An 18,744-nucleotide genomic window follows, 5' to 3' on the forward strand; every position below is an offset into this window, starting at 1 on the left:
CCCCCAGGGCAAGTGACTCACGTCACATAAGAATCCTGTGAATACGGAGGCAACCATTCACAGGACTCACCGGTCACACCAGCGGTACCAGCGGTGACATCCATCCACCGCGTCTGATTGCTGATTGACGGGGGTCCTCATGAAACTTCGCCGGGTCATCACCGCGGCGGCCGTCACGGCCGCGATCGCGCCGGTCGCCCTGCTGTCCGCGCCGGTCGCCGCGTTCGCGGAGGACGCGCCGGGCGCGTCGGCGTCCGAGAGCGCGCCGAGCGAGATCCCCAGCGACACGGCGTCCGCCTCGCCGTCCGCCTCCGTCTCCCCCAGCGACAGCGCGTCGGCGTCCGAGTCGGCGTCGGCCTCCGCCTCGCCCAGCGACAGCGCGAGCGCGAGTGCGAGTGCGTCCGCCTCCGCCGAGCCGTCCGAGTCGGCCGAGCCCAGCGAGGACCCGTCCGACCCGGACGTCCCGTACTGCGAGGACCTCGACGAGAACTTCGGCGACGCCAAGGTGTCCGCCGACATCAAGGGCCTGCCCGGCAAGATCGTCGCGGGCGACGGCTTCCACGGCTTCCAGCTGGTCGTGACGAACGACTCCAAGACGGATGTCGAGGGCGTCGCCTTCTACGCCGAGATCGAGAACTACGAGCTCGACGAGTCGAAGTACCTCAGCCCGTACGTCGACCTGGAGTTCAAGAACCCCGAGAACGGCTCCTGGGACCGGATCGGCAGCGACGACTGGGCCGGCGACTACTTCTTCTACGTGGCCGAGCTCAAGTCCGGGGCGAGCAGGTCGATCGACCTGCGCGTCTCCATCGACGCCAAGGCGCCGGCCGGTGACGCCTACTCCTTCGGCTCCGGCGCCTACCTCGACAAGGTCGACGGCCAGGACTGCATCGCCGAGGGCTAGGCCCAGTACGACTTCACGGTCCTCAAGGCCGGCTCGTCCAACCCGGACCCGGGTACCGCCACGCCGGGCGACGACGGCGGCAAGGACTCCGTGAAGAAGCCGCAGGGCGACATCTCCGACCTGCCGACCGGCAACCTCGCCGACACCGGCTCCAGCTCGGCGCTCCCGGTCATCGGCCTGGTCGGCGGAGTCGCCGTGGTGGTCGGCGCGGGTGCGGTGGTCCTGGTACGGCGGCGGAAGGCCGGCGCGGACTCATAGGCAAGGTCGCGCGGACCGTCGTACGGCGACGGCCGCGCACCGATCGAAGAGGGACCTGGGCTCGGAGGGGGGCACAGGTCCCTCTTCGGTGTTCAGCCGGTTCTTCGGCCTGCTTGTTCGGCCTGCTCCTTCGGCCTACTTCTTCGGCGGTACGGCCGGAATCCCGAGGAACGGCAGCCGCAGCGCTCCGAAGGCCTCGGCCGGGACCGCCGGACGGCGCGGCTCGACCGGCTGGAGGCGCTGGTAGGGCTCGCCCTGCCGCGGACGCGGGTCCGCCTCGCCCTTGTTGGGCCAGTACGACATCGCGCGCTCGGCCTGCGCCGTGATGGTGAGGGACGGGTTCACGCCCAGGTTCGCGGAGACGGCGGCGCCGTCCACGACCGAGATGCCGGGGTGGCCGTACAGCCGGTGGTACGGGTCGATGACCCCCGTCTCGCGGGAGTCGCCGATGGGGCAGCCGCCGAGGAAGTGCGCGGTGAGCGGGGTGCCCATCAGCTCGCCGACGTTGCTGCCGGCGAAGCCGTTGATCTCGGCGGCGAGCGCGGTGGCCGCCTCCGAAGCAGCCCTGATCTGCTTGGGGTTGGGGGCGCCGTGGCCCTGCCGGGCGGTGAGCAGGCCCTTGCCGACGCCGTCCGGTTTCAGGTACGTCGTCAGGGAGTTGTCCAGCGACTGCATCACCAGGCCGATGATGGTCCGCTCCGACCAGCGCCGGTTGGAGAGCGAGCGCAGCACCAGGAGGGGGTGGCGGGCCGCGTTCGCCAGCCAGCCGAGGACACGGGAGGAGCCCTCCGCGTACGGCACCTGGAGGATCGACAGCCCGCCCATCGCGTTCGACCCCTTGCCGTAGCGGACCGGCTCGATGTGCGTGTTCTCGTCCGGATGGACGGAGGACGTGATCGCCACGCCCCGGGTGAAGTCGGCCCTGGGGGTGCCGTGCGCCTTGCGGTAACGGCGGTTGTCGGTCTGCGCGCCGACCAGGGCCTCGGAGTTGGTGCGGGTGAGGTCGCCCAGGCGGTCGGAGAGATACGGCAGCTGGCCGCCGGCCTTCATACGGTGCAGGAGGGTCTGGGTGCCGTAGGTGCCGGCGGCGATGACGACCCGCCGGGCCTTGAAGGTCCGGCCCTTGGCCCTGCGGCGGTCGTCGGTGGGCAGGGTCGCGACCGCGTAGCCGCCCTGGGAGTCGTCGGTGACGGAGACCACCGTCGTCATCGGGTGCACCACCGCGCCGGCCTGCTCGGCGAGGTGGAGGTAGTTCTCGTTGAGGGTGTTCTTCGCGCCGTGCCGGCAGCCGGTCATGCACTCGCCGCACTCGGTGCAGGCGTTGCGGGCGGGGCCCGCGCCGCCGAAGTAGGGGTCGGCGACCTGGTCGCCGGGGGCCGCCTTCGCCTCGCCGTCGGCGTCCTTGCCGTCGCCGAAGAAGACGCCGACCGGGGCGAGGTGGAAGGTGTCGCCGACGCCCAGCTTCTCCGCCGCCGCCTTCAGGTGGACGTCGGACGGGGTCATCGTCGGGTTGAGCCGTACACCGAGCATGCGCTGCGCCTGGTCGTAGTACGGCTTCAGCTCCTCCTGCCAGTCGGTGATGTCACGCCACTGGGGGTCGTCGAAGAAGGGCTTCGGCGGGATGTACAGGGTGTTGGCGTAGTTGAGCGAGCCGCCGCCGACGCCTGCTCCGGCCAGCACCATCACGTTGCCGAGCAGGTGGATGCGCTGGATGCCGTAGCAGCCGAGCTTGGGGGCCCAGAGGTAGTTCCTGATGTCCCAGGAGTTCTTGGGGAGGGTGTCGCGGGTGAAGCGGCGGCCGGCTTCCAGGACGCCTACGCGGTAGCCCTTCTCGGTGAGACGCAGGGCGGTCACCGAGCCGCCGAAGCCTGAGCCGACGACGATGACGTCGTAGTCGTAGGTGTCCTGGGGCACGGGTGCTCCTCGTTGAGTTTCGCGTGCGGGTGTTACGTGGTTGATCGCGCCCACGCGGCGGAGCCGCATATCGATACGGCCCGCGCCTGTGGCGGGGCGCCTATCGCAGCCTCAGCGCCTTCATCACCCGGAGACTGGTGCTCATGAACTGGGCGTACTTCTCGTCGTCCATGCCCAGCGAGGGCGCCATGGGAAGGAGCCGCTGCTGGGCGACCGTCTGCGCCTCCGTGTACTTGAGGATGCCCTCGGAGCCGTGGCGCCGGCCCAGGCCCGAGTCCTTCATGCCGCCCATCGGGGACTGGACACTGCCGTAGGCGGCGGCGTAGCCCTCGTTGACGTTGACCGTGCCGGCGCGCAGGCGGGCGGCGACCTCGCGGCCTCGGCTGCCGTTCTTCGTCCAGACGGAGGAGTTGAGGCCGTACGGGGTGCCGTTGGCGTGTTCGATGGCCTCCTCCTCCGTCTTGAAGCGGTAGATCGAGACGACCGGGCCGAAGGTCTCCTCCGTGCAGACGGCCATCGCGTCCTCGACGCCGTCGAGGATGGTGGGCTCGTAGAAGTAGGGGCCGATGTCCGGGCGGGCGGTGCCGCCGGCGACGACGGTGGCGCCCTTCTCGACGGCCTCTTCGACATGCCGCTTGACGGTCTCCAGCTGCCGTTCGCCGACCAGGGACCCCATGTCGGCGCCGTAGGCGAGGGACGTGCCGAGGCGCATGGCCTTGGTGCGGGCGGCGAAGCGCTCGACGAAGGCGTCGGCGATCGACTCGTGGACGTACAGCCGCTCGATGGAGATGCAGAGCTGGCCGGCCGAGGAGAAGCAGGCGCGGACCGCGCCCGCGGCGGCCTTCTCGATGTCGGCGTCGTCGAGGACCAGCATGGCGTTCTTGCCGCCGAGTTCGAGGGAGACGCCGACCAGGCGGGCCGCCGCGCCCTGCGCCACCTCGCGCCCGGTGCGGGTGGAGCCGGTGAAGGAGACGTAGTCGGCGTGCCGGACGACCTCGGGACCGACGACCGGGCCCTCACCGAGGACGACCTGGAAGACGTCGGCGGGCAGCCCCGCCTCGATGAGGAGGTCGCGGGCCCACAGCGCGGTCAGGCAGGTCTCGGTGTCCGGCTTCATGACGACCGCGTTGCCCGCGGCGAAGGCGGGGAGCGCGTCACCGACGGAGAGTTCGAGGGGGTAGTTCCAGGGGGCGATCTGGCCCACCACACCCCGCGGGTGGCGCAGTTCGGTCACCCGGGTGAGGGTGGGCATGGCGCCCGCGTGCCGCTTGGGGCGCAGATAGGCGGGGGCCTTGCGACCGTAGTGCCGGGAGGCGACCGCGACGGCCTGGACCTCTTCGTGGGCGTGCAGGCGGGCCTTGCCGGTCTCCAGCTGGATGAGGTCGAGGACCTCGGCCTGGCGGGCCAGGATCAGGTCGTGGAAGCGGAGCAGAACGGCGGCACGCTGCCGTACCGGCACCTTCGCCCACACGGCCTGCGCGGCGCGGGCCGCGTCGAAGGCCTTCGCCACGTCCTCGGGGGTGGACTCGGGCAGGTCGGCCAGCTTCTCGCCGGTGAAGGGCGTGTGGTTGGCCGTGCGTCCGGAGCCGACGACGCCCTTGGTGAGCTGGGCGACCAGCTCGGGCGTGACCACGTCGGCGGCGGTTCGGGCCCCCGCGGGGGCGGGGGCGAGCGGGTTCGTGCCGGTGGTGGCCGATGCGTGGGCGGGGGCCTGCGAGTCCGTCATGAGCCGCAGGGTATTCGGGAGCGGGGCCTTTGGGTACCCGTGGGTAACTCGGATTCACCGACCGCACACATATTGCCAGTGATCACTGGCAGGGAATGCGCTGATCAGGGGCTTGACAGGGATGATCAGCGCCGGTCAGCCGCGTTCCGGTTTTTTGGCGAGGAGCAGGCCGAGGGCGGTGAGCGGGGTGAGACGGCGGGGTTCGGGGGCCGTCCCGGAGGGGGGAACCGAGGTGGGAGCAGGGGTGGGGGCGGGCGGGGCGGGGGCCGGGGGTGCGGTCACCCATTCCGGAAGGCTCGCGCCGGCGGCCTCGGCGAGTGCCTCGGCGACGTCGGCGGCGGCCGGCCGGGCCTCCGGTTCGGTGGCGCGCAGCTGTGCGAGCAACGGCGCGAGGGGTCCCTCCGCGCTCGCCACGGCCGTACGGAGCAGGGCGCCCAGGGACCACAGGTCGGAGGCGGGCCCGGCGCCGCGCCCCTCCCCGCACTCAGGGGCCACGAAGTCACCGCCGCACGGCTCCGGCTGGGCCGCGCCGATGCCGAAGTCAGTGACGACGACGCGCTCGCCGCCGGCTTCGAGCAGGACGTTGGAAGGCTTGAGGTCACGGTGGACGATGCCGACGCTGTGGGCGGCGTGCAGCGCGCCGAGGACGGCGAGCCCGACCCGGGCGGCCTCGGCGGGCGGCAGCGGCCCACGCGCGGCGAGCGCGGCGTGCAGGGACTCCCCCGTCACCAACTCCATGACGATCCAGGGGAGTTCGCCGTCGAGGAGGACGTCGTGGATGGCGACGGCGGCCGGGTGGTCGACGCGGGCGGCGGCACGGGCCTCGTGCAGCAGCCGGTGCGCGGCCCGTTGCCGCTCCTCGTCCGCCGGCCCACCGGTCAGGCGCAGTTCCTTAAGGGCGACGTACCGCTCGATGCGAGCGTCCCCGCGGTCCGACGGCGCCCGGTCGTCCGCCGTCGCCCTGTTGTCCGCCGAAGCCCTGTTGTCCGCCGAAGCCCGGTTCTCCGCCGGGTCCCGCCCGTCGTGCTCGTCGTGCTCGTCGTGCTCGTCGCGGGCGCGCCACACCGTGCCGACCGGCCCGGAGCCGATGCGTTCGGCCAGTCGATAGCGCCCACCGATCAGACGTCCCTCGACCGGCCGTTCGCCGTCTTCGCTCATGTCACATCAGTACCCTGCGCACCATGCCCTTGTCGAAGCGGCGCGGTCAGCGGGCCGCCGACCGCGGCCCGCTTCCTGTGTGCGTGCCCGGACCGCCCCATGTCGACGGGGGTCAGGCCGAGTTGGCCGTGAACGTGTCCACCGCGACGTCGAAGTACTCCCGCGCCTCCCGCACCTTCCCGACCGGCGCCGACACCCACACGTCGTACAGCTGTCCGCTCTCCTCCCAGCAGAGGTCGTAGGTGTGCCGCGGTCCCTCCGTCGCGCTGAAGCCCTTCCAGGTGAACTCCCAGAACGCGGCGGGGTGTCCGGCATGGGTGGTGTCCGTGACCCGGCCGTCGTGGTACCCGGGGTTGGTGCTCGGCCCCTCGGCCGCCGCCCGCCGCATCACCCCGCCCGGTCCGCCCGTCTGCGGCTCGGAGACCTTGATGCCGAGCCGGAAGGTCTGCCCCCGTGACATGTAGAAGACGCGCTCGCCCTGCGGGTCGCGGGTGAAGCCCTCCGGGACGGCGAGAGCGAAGCCGGCCGGGTCCCGCGCGAGGCGGTAGCCGGAGGGTGCGGTGCGGGGACGGGTGGTGGCGGACGGCGGGGTGCCCGAGGAGTCCGACGGAGTGGTGGCCGAGGGCGGCGGAGCGGTGGCCGAGGAGTCCGACGGGTGCGACGCGGAGACGGCCGTCGTACCCGCGGGGCCCGGCGCGGCGCCCCCGCCCCCGTGGAACAGCAGCATGGCCGCCGACACGCCCGCCCCGGCCACCGCGGCGACCAGCAGCGCGGCGACCAGCACCCCCCGGGGGGAGGAGGGCCGGGGCGGCGCGGCCGGCTCCGGGGGCGGCGGCAACGGGACGTCCCGCTCGGTCGGTGTGTACGACGCGGCGGCCGCGTTCCGCGCCGTACCGGCGCCGCCCGTCACGGCTCCCGTCTCCAGGAACCCGCGCAGCATCAGTTCGGCCTCCGCCGCGCCCAGGCGCCGCTCGGGATCCCGCTCCAGCAGCCCCCGTACGACCGGCAGCAGCGGCTCGGCCTGGACCGGTGGCCGGATCTCGTCGGAGACCACGGCGTGCAGGATTCCGCCGAACGAGTCGCGCCGGAACGGCGACTCGCCGCTGAGCGCCGCGCATAGCAGCGCCCCCAGCGACCACAGGTCGGACGGCGGGCCGGACCGGGCCCCGGACATCCGCTCGGGCGCGGTGTACTCGGGTGAGCCGACGAAGGAGCCGGTCTCGGTGAGCGTGGTGGCGCCCGCGACCTGGGCGATGCCGAAGTCGGTGAGGACGACACGCCCGGTGCCGGCCTCGACGAGCACGTTCGCCGGTTTGATGTCCCGGTGCAGCACCCCGGCCTCGTGGGCCGTCCGCAGCGCGCTCAGCAGAGCGATCCCGATCCGCGCGGCCTCGCCGACGTCCACCGGCCCGCGCCGCGAGATCCGGTCGGCGAGCGAACCGCCGTCGATCAACTCCATGACGATGTACGGCCGTCCGCCGTCCTCGACCACGTCGTGCACGACGATGATGTGCGGGTGGTGCAACTGGGCGACGGCCTGTGCCTCACGCAGGGTGCGTTCGCGGCGCAGCCGGGCGTCGTCGTCCGAGAGGGAGTCGTCGACGGTGAGCTCCTTGACGGCGACCTGCCGCCCCAGTAGCTGGTCGGCCGCGCGCCATACGACACCCATTCCGCCCCGCCCGAGCCGTTTCTCGAGCCGGTATCGCCCGGCAATGACACGGAGGCCGTCCCTCTGATCCCCATCGGTCGCCATGGGCCCCATCATGCCGCGCCGGGCACGGCCCCCTCCGGGGCGGTGACCGGCCGAAGGTGCCGCCGCCCCAGGACGGCCGGTGACACACCTCCCATGTCTGACGTCCCAGCCGCAGTCGTCACCGGGCCGACAACGGAGCGAGCGCAGCCGGGGAGTTCGGTGGCTCTCCGTTGCGACAACTTCATGGGCGATCATTTTCAGCCATACCCCGATTTTGAAACAGATTCAAAACATGGCAAGTCGCCCTGACATGCGCTCCATGCAAGACAAAACAGCTGACTGGATGGCCGCTGTCACGTGATCCACGGAAGTCTTGTCGTTTCTTTATGGCAAAAATCTTGAAACGTCTTTCCGTCACGAGTGTCGCGGCAGTGGCGATATTCGCCGCGACCAGGGTGACCAATGCCAGCGCGGCGAGCGGCGGCGCCTCGTGCTCCACGACCGGCGCCACGGGGAGTCTCACGTTCACCGACTGGTCGGCCAGGCAGTGACTCCCTCAGGGACTGGCCCTGGCACCACGAATACGACGGAAAAGGATCGACTCTCCCCATCGGTACTCACGCGTCGACCACCGACAATTTCCTCCGCTATGTCGGTGTGCACGTGGCGGTCCGGGAAGGGGACAAGATAGTCGGCGGGCTCACCTGCTCGGATTGGGCCTCGGTCCCCTCACGCCCGCTGGGCCCGTGCAACACCCCCGGAGCAGAGCAAAGCGATCGTTCTCTCGCGGGTGCTCTCCTTTCAAAAACCCTCGGACACGGCGCACCGGCAGAAAGGCCGACCGGAATGCCGAGCGCCGGTCGATACTCTCATCACTTGACTTCGCCCTCTCGCCAGCCCTGGAGGACGGAGGTGAACTGCTTTCTGGTGGTGGCCCAGTCTTCGACCGGTGAGGCCGTGTAGATCGCGTACTCGACACCGTCGCGGTTGAAATAACCGACGTCGACGGCCCGGTACGGCCCCGGTTCCTTCGCGTCCTTCGGCAGCGCGGTCCACGTGTACTCCCAGCGGGAGCTCGGCAGATCCCGGTACACGCCCTTCTTCAGGCTCACCGTCTTGTAGTCCACCAGCCTCTGCCCGAGCTGCCACTCGAGGTTGCGCATGTGGTCGTAGGCGTTGTTGTAGTCGGGCGAGGTGTCGACGGCGACGCGTACGAGGTGTGTGCCGCCGTCGGGCGAGTAGTCGATCTGCTCCAGGCCGTCCGTCTTCTTGATGGACACCGAGCGCCTCCAGCCCGCGGGCAGGTACAGCGTGAAGCCCGCGGGGTCGTCGTACCTGCGCCAGCCCGCGGGAATCGTGCCGCCCGAGGCCGTGGTCGCGCTGTCCGAGGCGGACGGACCGGAGGTGACCGGGGAGGCCACGCTGCCGCTGTCGTCCCGCTGCCTGGAGTCCCACTTCTGCAGGGCCACGGCCGCGCCACCGCCGACCAGCGCGGCCAGGACCACGACGAGTGCGAGCGTCCGCAGCCGACGCCGCCCGGGCTGCGCGGAGACGGCCGCGGAGGGGGAAGCGACGGCGGTCGGCGAGTTCATGGAACCGCCGGGAGAACCGCTGTGCGAACCGCTGTGCGAATCGCTGTGGGAACCCCCGCGGGAGGTGCCGCCGTAGGAGCTGGCGCCGTAGGGGTCACCGCCGTACGCGTCGCTGCCGCGCGCGCCCCCGTACGCCGCTCCCTCCTGGTGGGTCTGGTACGAACCGCCGGCGGCCGGCCGCGTCGCCCCGCCACCGCCACCGCCACCGGCGATCTGCGACCGCGTGGGTATGTACGCCTGTGCCGTGCTCGGCCGTCGTCCCTCCGCCGCCTCGGCGAGCATCTGCTCGGCCTCTTCGGGGCTCGGCCGATGCGCCGGTTCCTTGCGCAGCAGGGCCGTGATGACCGGCTCCAGCGGGCCCGCGCTGAGCGGCTCGCCGGCCTCGTCCTCGACGACCGCCTGCATGGTGGTCAGCGGCGAGGTCCGGCGGAACGGCGAGCGCCCCTCCACCGCCGTGTAAAGCGTCGCGCCCAGCGCCCACAGGTCGGAGGACGGCCCCGGATCGTGCCCGCGCACGCGCTCCGGCGCGAGGTAGTCGACGGATCCGACGACTTCCCCGGTACGGGTGATCGTCGTGTCGCCATCGATCTGCGCGATACCGAAGTCGGTGAGCAGGACCCGGCCGTCCTGGCCGAGCAGCACGTTGCCCGGCTTGACGTCCCGGTGCAGCACCCCGGCGCTGTGTGCGGCGCGCAGCGCGCGCAGCACCCACAGCCCGATCCGGGCGGCCTCTCGCGGCTCGACGCGTCCACGCTCCTTGACCTCGTCGGCCAGCGAGCGCCCCTCGACCAGTTCCATGACGATCCACGGGCGGCCGTCGTGTTCGAGTACGTCATGGACGGTGACGACGGCGGAGTGGTTGATGCGCGCCGCGGCCCGGGCCTCCGCCCGGGTGCGGGCGAGCAGGATGGGCTGGTCACTCTCGGAGACGTAGAGCGCGGCCGTCAACTCCTTGATCGCGACCGCGCGGTGCAGCACTTCGTCATGAGCGCGCCACACCCGGCCCATGCCGCCGCTGCCGATGATGTCGGCCAGCCGGTAGCGGCCCGCGATGAGCAGGCCCTGCATCTGATTCACGTTGCCCCGCAATGCTCTTGTCAGGCTCAGACTAAGGACCGCCCCGTGGTCAGGGAACAAGCGGGGTCCCACGGAGACAGCACTGTGACGGTTCTCGCTTCCGTGACCGGATGCGAACGAAATCCCCGTGCCGAAACGGGAACCAACCACCCTGCGGACGCGTCCATTTGCGCCCGCCCGGCCCGACCCGGCTGCGCGTACGGCTCAGCCCGTGTACTTGTACGTCGACGACGCCTGCTCGTACAGCGTGGTGACCTGGTCCCGTTCCGACTCCGGGCCGCGCACCTGCACGATGTGGTACCTGCCGTTGATCAGGAAGACCATGTTGCGCACGAACAGGTCGCCCTTCTGGCTGTCCGTCCAGGTGAACTGCCCCTCGGCCGACACCTGCTGGCCCACCGTGATGGTCCGCAGCCCGCCGGCGGTGGCCCAGCTGGAGTCCCGGTACGGCTGCAGCTCCGGTTCCTTGTCCCGCTGGTAGGCCATCGGGTCGCTGCCGTAGGACGCCGCGCTGTCCCGCCCGGCCACGACGATCAGCTCGAACTTCCCGTGCGAGTAGATCACCTGGCCGCTGCCGTTCTTCGGGGTACGGGTCCAGCCCTTGGCCACGGCGACCTGGAAGCCGTTCGGGTCCTTGCGCAGGGTGAACCCGTCGGCGACGGTGGAACCGGCGGTGGTCTGCGTCTCCGTGGACGGAGTCGAGGTGGCGGTGGGCGTCGGTGTCGGCCTGGGCGTCGGACTCTGGCTCGGTGCGGAGCTCGCCTCGCCGACCGCGCCCGTCCGGTCGCCGGTCGCCGCGCCGCCGTCGTCCGCGCTGCCCTTCTTCGGCAGGAACAGCATGGCGTACGCGACCGCCGCGGCCAGCAGGAGCAGGACCAGCAGAAGCAGCGTACGGCCCAGCCGACGCGGGGACCCGGCCTCCTGCCGGGCCCGCTTGTGCCGGCCGTGCGGCGCCGGCAGCCCGGCCCGGCGCCTGCGCACCAGCTCACCGCGGCGCCGGACGATCGGCAGCCGCCGGGGGTCGGCGGGTGGGGCGGCGACGACATACGTACCCGCGTCCGGCTCGGGCGCCGACCGCACCAGCGAGCGCAGCCAGCCGCGCAGCTCCTCGAAGTCCAGCCGCTCGGTGGGGTCCTGACGCAGCAGCGACTCCACGACCGGCCTGAGCGACCCGCACTCCTCCGCGAACGCGGGCGGCTCCGAGCACACCAGCTGCACCAGCTCGGCCGTCGACTCCTCCGGATACGGCGCGTGCCCCTGCACCGACCGGAACAGCAGCGCCCCGAGCGCCCACAGGTCGGTGGCCGGGCCGATGGGCGCCGCCAGCTGCCAGTTCTCGTGCACGGGAACGGCCTGCTCCGGCGCCCAGCGCTCGGTCACCGGCCCCACCACGGTCATCCGCACCTGCCGCGCCCGCTCGGCGGCCAGCGCGGTGGCGGGCCCACGCCGCCCGGGTACGGCGGCGGGCTCGCCCCAGTGGGCGGCGGGCCCGGCGCCCTGAGCGGGCACGACGGCGTGCGGCTGTCCCTGGCCGCCCTGAAGTCCGGCGCCGGTCCGCGGGCCGGCCGTGCCGGTACCGGCCGGGGGCACGACCGCGCCGGGTCCGGTGGACGGGAGCGCGGCGCGTTCCTGGCCGGGGGCCGCCGTGGGGGGTGTGCCGGGGCGGGGACGGGGGGCGGCGCCGTGCCAGGGCGACGGCGCGCCGCGCACCCCGTACGGGTCGGCTATCTGGCCGGGCGGCACACCACCGGCGGCCCGCTGCTCCCCGCCCGGCGCCGGCGCCTGCCCATGCGCGTACGGTGCCTGCGCCACGCCGTTGGCATGCGGCTGCTGGGCCGCCCCGCCCGTGTGTCCAGGGCCGTACGGCGGCTGTGGTGCGGGCGCCGCGGTGCCGTCCTCGGCGGGCGGCCGGGCGCCGGGCAGCGCGGCCCGCCCGCTCTGCTGGGCCTCCTGGACCCGGGCGGCGGCCCTGGCTCCCGCCCGGTACGCGGCGATCGCGCCGGCCCGGGCGGCCCGGATGTCCGCGCCGGTCTCCAGCGCCCGCCGCTCCACGGCACCCGAACCGGTGCCGCCGGGGCTTTCCTCCGGACCGGCGCCCGGCAGCCCGCCGGCAGCCCGGGCCTGAATCGCGGCACGCCGAGCGGCTTCGGGATCGGCCTCCGGAGCGCCGGGCGCTCCCTGCGCGCCGGCTGTACCACCGGGCACACCACCGGTGCTCCCGATGCTTCCGACGGCGACGACACCCGATCCGACAGAACCACCCGAAACAGGCAAACCGGGCGGGTTGCCGGGTGCGTGCCCCGGCGGGTCAGCGGGTGTGGCGGAACCTTCCGCCTCCCCGATCCGCCCGCGGCCGACGACCGCCTCACCGCCCCCGCCGAACTCATCCTCCTGCGCCGGTACCGGGTCGTACCCGCACAGCGCCTCCTCCGCGGCGCCGACCGCGAGGCCGGTCAGCATCACCCGGCCGTCGTCGCAGACGAGAACCGTGCGGGCGGTGATGTTGCGGTGCACCCAGCCGTGGGCGTGCAGCACGCGGAGCGCCATCAGCACGTCGGAGGCGACCTCCGCCGCCCGGTACGGGCTCAGCGGCTGCTCGGCGAGCACCGCCGCCAGCGACCGCGCGGCGACCGACTCGCTGACGATCCACAGCGAACCGCCCTCGGCGAACACGTCGAAGACCTGGTCGAGCCGGGGGTGGTCGGGGATCCGGGCGGCGGCCTGCGCGGCCTCCACCGCGCGCCGCACCACCGGGTCGCTGGGCCGGCGTGTCGCGGTCCGCGCCGTCGACGGCCGACGCCCGCCGCGGTCACGCGCCGTGAAACCCTCCGGCAACCCCTCGGCGTCCAGCACCTCCGCCTCGACGACCTCCGGCAGGGGCACCTGACGGACGAACACCTCCTGCCCGCTGTAGGTGTCGAAGGCCCGCGTCTCGGTGTGTTCGTACTCGTCGGAGGGGGGAAGCGGCAGGCGGTAGCGGTCGGCGAGCACCCGACCCGCGTAGTCGTCCACGTTGCCTCCCCCGGCCGTCCGGTTGGTCAAATCCGTTCGTTTCGCGGCCCGTTCTGTATGCATACCTGGATGCGTACGGTCCGCAACCACTCACGATACGTGCCGGAGGCAATTCGCATTGTGGGGATGCGAATTTGTCACTTCGGCTCGAAGGACGCGGTCAGCGTCTTCCAGGTGTCCTTGCGCAGCTCACTGCTCCAGTCGGCGGCCTTCGCGGTGTACATCAGCGCGTACCCCTGCTTGGAGTTGACGACGAACCCCCGGTCGATGGTCCGGTACTCGGTGCCGCTCTCCACGTACGTGAACTCCCAGTCGGCCGTGTTCCACCCGCGGTAGCTCACCTCGGCTATGCGGATCTTCTGGTACTGGGAGCGGACCATGTAACGCTCCTGGTTCTCCCAGTCCGCCACCGGGTCGTTCTTCGGCGTGCTCGTCCAGGCGACCAGCAGCTTCTGCCCGCCGGGCCCGGTGAACCGGTCCCCCGCGGAACTGCTGGTCTGGAACTTCCAGCCCTTGGGCAGCCCGATCGAGTAGCCCTGTCCGCCCTTGTGTGTCGACACCACCGGCGCGCTGCCGCTGCCGCTCCCACCGCCACTGCCACTGGAGTTCGATGCCGAGGGCGAGCCGTCGCTTCCGGAGGCGTCGGCCGCCGACGTGCCCCCGTCCGCCCGCGTGCCACCGCTCGTGTCCTCCTTGGTGGTGGCCCCGGAACCGGACTTCGAGCCGGAACCGGAACCGGTGCTCGTGCTCGCCCCCGAGGTCGCCACCGCCTTGGAACCGCCGCTCTTTCCGCTCCCCTTGCTGTTCCCGTCGTCGCCGTTCAGCGTGAGGGCGAGCACGGTGCCGAGCACCGCGAGCACCACCACCACGGCGATGATCACCAGGGTGCGCTTGGGCACCACGTCGGTGAGCGGCGCCTTGGGCACGGGCCGGGGCGCCAGGTCCAGATCCGGCGGCGGCATCACGGGCCACCCTGAACTGGCCATGCCGGCGCCGGGCTTGGCCCCCGCCGAGGCGCCGGCGGCACCGGACCCGGTGCCGGCGCTCGCCGGACGCGCGCCCCCGACCGGCACCGAGGCCGAAGCGGAAGCGACCGGGGCCACGGCCGTGGCCGCCTCGCCGCCCACGCCCTCGCTGGTGCCCGCACCGGTGCTCTTCGTCCGGGTCGCGGCCACGGCACTCGCCGCACCGGCGGCCTTCCGCACCGACCGCAGGGCCCCGCGCAGCTTCTCCCCGGCCTCCTCGCCCCGCTTGGCCCCGGCGCCCTTCTCCTCCTTCGGCGCGTCGGGCTGCGGAGGCAGCGGCACGACCCGGGTGGCGTCCGCGGGCGCCTCCTCCGGTGCGTTGATCACCGCGTTGAGCATCGCCCGCGCACCCGCGTCGTCCAGCCGCTTGGCCGGGTCCTTCGTGAGCAGCCCGTAGATGACGTCCTTCAGCGGGCCCGCGTTCTTGGGCTCCTCCAACTGCTCGGTCATCACCGCCGTCAGCGTGGCGATCGCCGACCCCTTGTCGTACGGCGGTGCGCCCTCGACCGCCGCGTACAGCAGGCCGCCGAGCGACCACAGGTCCGCCGCCGGGCCGGGCTTGTGACCGCGGGCCCGCTCGGGGGAGATGTAGGACGGGGCGCCGACGAGCATGCCGGTGGAGGTGATGGACGGGTCGCCCTCCACCTGGGCGATACCGAAGTCGGTGAGTACGACCCGGCCGTCGCTCTCGGAGATCAGCACGTTGGACGGCTTCACGTCCCGGTGCAGGATGCCCTCGCGGTGCGCCGACCGCAGCACGTCCAGAACCGCCAGCCCGACCTCGGCCGCCCGCTTCGGTGTCAGCAGGCCGTCCTCCCGGATGACCTCGGCCAGCGACTTGCCCTCGACCAGCTCCATCACGATCCAGGGCCGGTCGTCCTCGTCGACCACGTCGAAGACCGTCACCGCGCTGTTGTTGCGGATCCGGGCGATCGCCTTGGCCTCGCGCAGGGTGCGCGTGATCAGGCGCCGCTTCTCCTCCTCGTCGATGTTCGACGGGAACCGCAGTTCCTTGACGGCCACCGTCCGGTCGAGGGTCTCGTCCTCGGCCCGCCACACCGTGCCCATGCCGCCGCGGCCGAGCACTCCTCCCAGCCGGTACCGCCCGGCGAGAAGACGCTCGCTGTTGTCCTGACGAGTCTCCTGACGAGAAGTGCCCGCCCGCTCCGCCTCCGACATGCGTCCCCTCATGCAACCCGCCCTGACAGAGCCTTCATTGTCCCTCACCCGACAAGTACCCAACGCCCAGGGGCCCCCTGACCGCGTATCGGGCCGGCCGATGGGAACCCCCGGTGACGAGGGGGTCACCCGGGCCGGGATGATGGACGGCGAGAAGGAGGGATCCCGGATGCCGTCGCTTCGGACACTGGTGGCGATACCGGTCTCTCTTGCCCTGCTGTTCGCCCCGCTGACGACCGGTTCCGCGTCCTCGGCGGAGGCCAGGGACCCGCTCCTGTCACAGTTCGTCACCAAAGGCGGAGCACCCGCCGCCGCTCTCCTCGACCGCGACGGCGACGACGTCCGCTACGCGGCCGCCGGCCAGGGTATCGCCCGTGCCGACCGCTTCCGCGCCGGCAGCATCACGAAGACCTTCATCGCCACCGTCGTCCTGCAACTGGCCGCGGAACACCGGCTCTCCCTCTCCGACACCGTGGAGCGGTATCTGCCGGGACTGCTGCGCGGACGCGGCGTCGACGGGCGGAGGATCACCCTGCGGGCCCTGCTCAGTCACACCGGCGGGCTCGCCGACTTCGCCACGGTCACCCGGGGGGAAGTCCCCCTGACCCCGCTTCAGGCCGTACGCATCTCGCTCTCCCTCCCTTCGAACCGGCTGGGGCACTTCGCGTACTCCAGCACCGACTACGTCGTGCTCGGCATGGTCATCCGTCAGGTCACCGGCCACTCGTACGCCACCGAGGTCCGGCGCCGCGTCATCACTCCCCTCCGTCTGACGGGCACGTCCTTCCCGGGTGCCCGCACCACGCTGCCCTCCCCGCACGGTCGCGCCTACGCGGCCGACGGCTCCGACGTCACCGAACTCGACCCGCGCGTGGCCGGCGCGGCGGGTGAGCTGGTGACCACGCTCGACGACCTGGACCGCTTCTACGCGGCGCTGCTGGACGGCGAGCTGCTGCCCCCGCGCCGGCTGCGCGAGATGCTCGACACCCGTGCCGCACATGGCGCGTACGGCCTGGGGATCTTTCCTGTGAAGCTGCCGTGCGGGATCACGGTGTGGGGGCACAACGGCCGGATCGCGGGCAGCTATGTGCGGAGCGCTGTCTCGATCGGCGGCCGGCATGTCCTCACGTTCCGTGTGAACACGACGGCGATCGCAGACCCGGCCCTCGAACCCGCACTGCTCGCGGCCGAGTTCTGCCCTCGCGACAGGTAGAACGGCCGGGGGGCGGAGGGAGATCCTGACACCGGGTCGCTCGATCGGGTGATGTTCGGGGGGCGAGCGGCGGAGGTCGTCCGGCACCGCGGGAAACCGCCGGCCTTGGCTCAGCACCGCTGCGGCGGAGAAGGTTTCCCGGCGGCCGACAGACACGTAAGCCCGGAGCCCGCAGGCTGTACCCGTCAGGGCCCCGTGCCGCGGCCCCGCCTCTCCGGGATCTACCGCGGGACGATGTCCGGGGCTCCCAGCCTTGCCGCGTCGGCTGTCTGGTCGTCGGGCTGGAGCTGGGATTCGCGCTCCGCCTCGACGCGCTTCTCGTAGTGCTCGACCTCCCGCTCGGTCTGGTCCTTGTCCCAGCCGAGGACCGGGGCCATCAGTTCGGCGGCCTCGCGGGCGCTGCGGGTGCCGCGGTCGAAGGTCTCGATGGAGATGCGGGTGCGGCGGGTGAGGACGTCGTCGAGGTGGCGGGCGCCCTCGTGGGAGGCTGCGTAGACGACCTCGGCACGCAGATAGTCGTCGGCGGCGGAGAGCGGTTCGGCCAGGCCGGGGTCGGCGGCGATGAGGTCGAGGACCTCCTCCGCCATCGAGCCGTACCGGTTCAGCAGGTGCTCGACGCGCACCACGTGCAGGCCGGTGCGGGCGGCGATCCGGGCCCGCGCGTTCCACATCGCCCGGTAGCCCTCCGCGCCGAGCAGCGGGGTGTCCTCGGTGACGCACTCCGCGACCCGCATGTCGAGCCCGTGCACCGTCTCGTCGACGGCGTCCTTGGCCATCACCCGGTAGGTCGTGTACTTGCCGCCGGCGACGACCACGAGCCCCGGCACCGGATGCGCGACCGTGTGCTCGCGCGACAGCTTGCTGGTGGCGTCGGACTCGCCGGCCAGCAGCGGACGCAGACCGGCGTAGACCCCCTGCACGTCGTCGCGCGACAGCGGCACCGCGAGCACCGAGTTCACGTGGTTGAGGAGGTAGTCGATGTCGGCGCTGGAGGCGGCCGGGTGGGCCTTGTCCAGGTCCCAGTCGGTGTCGGTGGTGCCGACGATCCAGTGCCGGCCCCAGGGGATGACGAACAGGACCGACTTCTCGGTGCGCAGGATCAGACCGGTCGTGGAGTGGATGCGGTCCCTGGGGACGACCAGGTGGATGCCCTTGGACGCGCGGACGTGGAACTGGCCCCGCTCGCCGACCAGCGCCTGCGTGTCGTCGGTCCACACCCCGGTCGCGTTGACGACCTGCTGGGCGCGGATCTCGTACTCTCCGCCGCCCTCCACGTCCTGCACCCGGGCCCCGACGACCCGCTCGCCCTCGCGCAGGAACCCGGTCACCCGCGCGCGGTTGGCCGCCTTCGCGCCGTACGACACCGCCGTGCGCACCAGGGTCGCCACGTAGCGGGCGTCGTCCACCTGGGCGTCGTAGTACTGGATGGCGCCGACCAGGGCGTCCTTGCGCAGCGCGGGCGCGACCCGCAGGGCGTGACGGCGGCTCAGGTGGCGGTGGGCGGGCAGGCCCCGGCCGTGGCCGCGGGCCATCGACATCGTGTCGTAGAGCGCGACGCCCGAACCGGCGTACAGGCGCTCCCAGCCCTGGTGCTGGAGCGGGTAGAGGAAGGGCACCGGCTTGACCAGGTGCGGGGCGAGGCGCTCCAGGAGCAGGCCGCGCTCCTTGAGGGCCTCGCGCACCAGGGTGAAGTCGAGCATCTCCAGATAGCGCAGGCCGCCGTGGATCAGCTTGCTGGACCTGCTGGAGGTGCCGGAGGCCCAGTCGCGGGCCTCCACGATGCCGGTGTTCAGTCCCCGGGTGACCGCGTCCAGCGCGGTGCCCGTGCCGACCACTCCGCCACCCACCACCAGCACGTCCAACTCGCGCTCGGCCATGGCCGCCAGGGACTCCGCACGCTGCTCCGGCCCCAGTGTCGCTGTCCTCACCGCTGCCTCCCGCTCTGCCGCCATCGGCCACTCGCCGTAGGTCGTCGTCCGCCATCGGCCATCGC

12 protein-coding genes are annotated in these 18,744 nt (G+C 72.3%); 3 read left to right on the plus strand and 9 right to left on the minus strand.

The window, feature by feature from the left end; all coding sequences use genetic code 11:
• Positions 1-139 precede the first annotated feature (139 nt).
• Positions 140-904 carry a cell wall protein gene (locus AB0P24_RS39805; RefSeq protein WP_365802880.1) on the plus strand — a complete coding sequence of 255 codons (765 nt, stop codon included), beginning with the start codon at positions 140-142 and terminating at the stop codon, positions 902-904.
• A gap of 90 nt (positions 905-994) precedes the next feature.
• Positions 995-1,162, plus strand: coding sequence for an LAETG motif-containing sortase-dependent surface protein (locus tag AB0P24_RS39810; RefSeq protein ID WP_365802882.1), 168 nt, complete (start codon positions 995-997; stop codon positions 1,160-1,162).
• Positions 1,163-1,297: 135 nt separating this feature from the next.
• Here AB0P24_RS39810 and AB0P24_RS39815 read toward each other — a convergent pair whose 3' ends face one another.
• The 8 genes from AB0P24_RS39815 to AB0P24_RS39850 form a co-directional block, all read right to left on the minus strand.
• Entirely contained in the window at positions 1,298-3,076 is a 1,779-nt protein-coding gene (locus AB0P24_RS39815) for a GMC family oxidoreductase (RefSeq protein ID WP_365802884.1), read from the minus strand.
• A gap of 100 nt (positions 3,077-3,176) precedes the next feature.
• Complete coding sequence (locus tag AB0P24_RS39820; RefSeq protein WP_365802886.1) at positions 3,177-4,802, minus strand: succinic semialdehyde dehydrogenase; 1,626 nt, start codon at positions 4,800-4,802, stop codon at positions 3,177-3,179.
• 135 nt (positions 4,803-4,937) lie between these two features.
• Positions 4,938-5,960, minus strand: a complete 1,023-nt coding sequence (locus tag AB0P24_RS39825; protein WP_365802888.1) for a serine/threonine-protein kinase — start codon at positions 5,958-5,960, stop codon at positions 4,938-4,940.
• A gap of 112 nt (positions 5,961-6,072) precedes the next feature.
• Positions 6,073-7,713: a serine/threonine-protein kinase gene (locus AB0P24_RS39830; RefSeq protein ID WP_365802890.1), complete on the minus strand. Its 1,641-nt coding sequence runs from the start codon at positions 7,711-7,713 to the stop codon at positions 6,073-6,075.
• Positions 7,714-7,894: 181 nt separating this feature from the next.
• Positions 7,895-8,164, minus strand: coding sequence for a hypothetical protein (locus AB0P24_RS39835; RefSeq protein WP_365802892.1), 270 nt, complete (start codon positions 8,162-8,164; stop codon positions 7,895-7,897).
• A gap of 361 nt (positions 8,165-8,525) precedes the next feature.
• Positions 8,526-10,313 (minus strand): serine/threonine-protein kinase, encoded by a 1,788-nt coding sequence (locus tag AB0P24_RS39840; protein WP_365802894.1) that lies wholly within the window; start codon positions 10,311-10,313, stop codon positions 8,526-8,528.
• A gap of 213 nt (positions 10,314-10,526) precedes the next feature.
• Positions 10,527-13,334, minus strand: coding sequence for a protein kinase (locus AB0P24_RS39845; protein WP_365802896.1), 2,808 nt, complete (start codon positions 13,332-13,334; stop codon positions 10,527-10,529).
• Positions 13,335-13,471: 137 nt separating this feature from the next.
• The gene (locus AB0P24_RS39850) at positions 13,472-15,538 is read right to left on the minus strand and encodes a serine/threonine-protein kinase (RefSeq protein WP_365802918.1); all 2,067 of its coding nucleotides are present in this window, start codon (positions 15,536-15,538) and stop codon (positions 13,472-13,474) included.
• 169 nt (positions 15,539-15,707) lie between these two features.
• Between AB0P24_RS39850 and AB0P24_RS39855 the strand changes: the two genes are divergently transcribed.
• Complete coding sequence (locus AB0P24_RS39855; RefSeq protein ID WP_365802920.1) at positions 15,708-16,751, plus strand: serine hydrolase domain-containing protein; 1,044 nt, start codon at positions 15,708-15,710, stop codon at positions 16,749-16,751.
• A gap of 221 nt (positions 16,752-16,972) precedes the next feature.
• On the opposite strand, the gene AB0P24_RS39860 is transcribed toward AB0P24_RS39855, so the two are convergent.
• Complete coding sequence (locus tag AB0P24_RS39860) at positions 16,973-18,679, minus strand: glycerol-3-phosphate dehydrogenase/oxidase (protein WP_365802898.1); 1,707 nt, start codon at positions 18,677-18,679, stop codon at positions 16,973-16,975.
• Positions 18,680-18,744 lie beyond the last annotated feature (65 nt).

It is taken from the genome of Streptomyces sp. NPDC086519 (assembly GCF_040686075.1).
Lineage (GTDB): Bacteria > Actinomycetota > Actinomycetes > Streptomycetales > Streptomycetaceae > Streptomyces > Streptomyces shenzhenensis.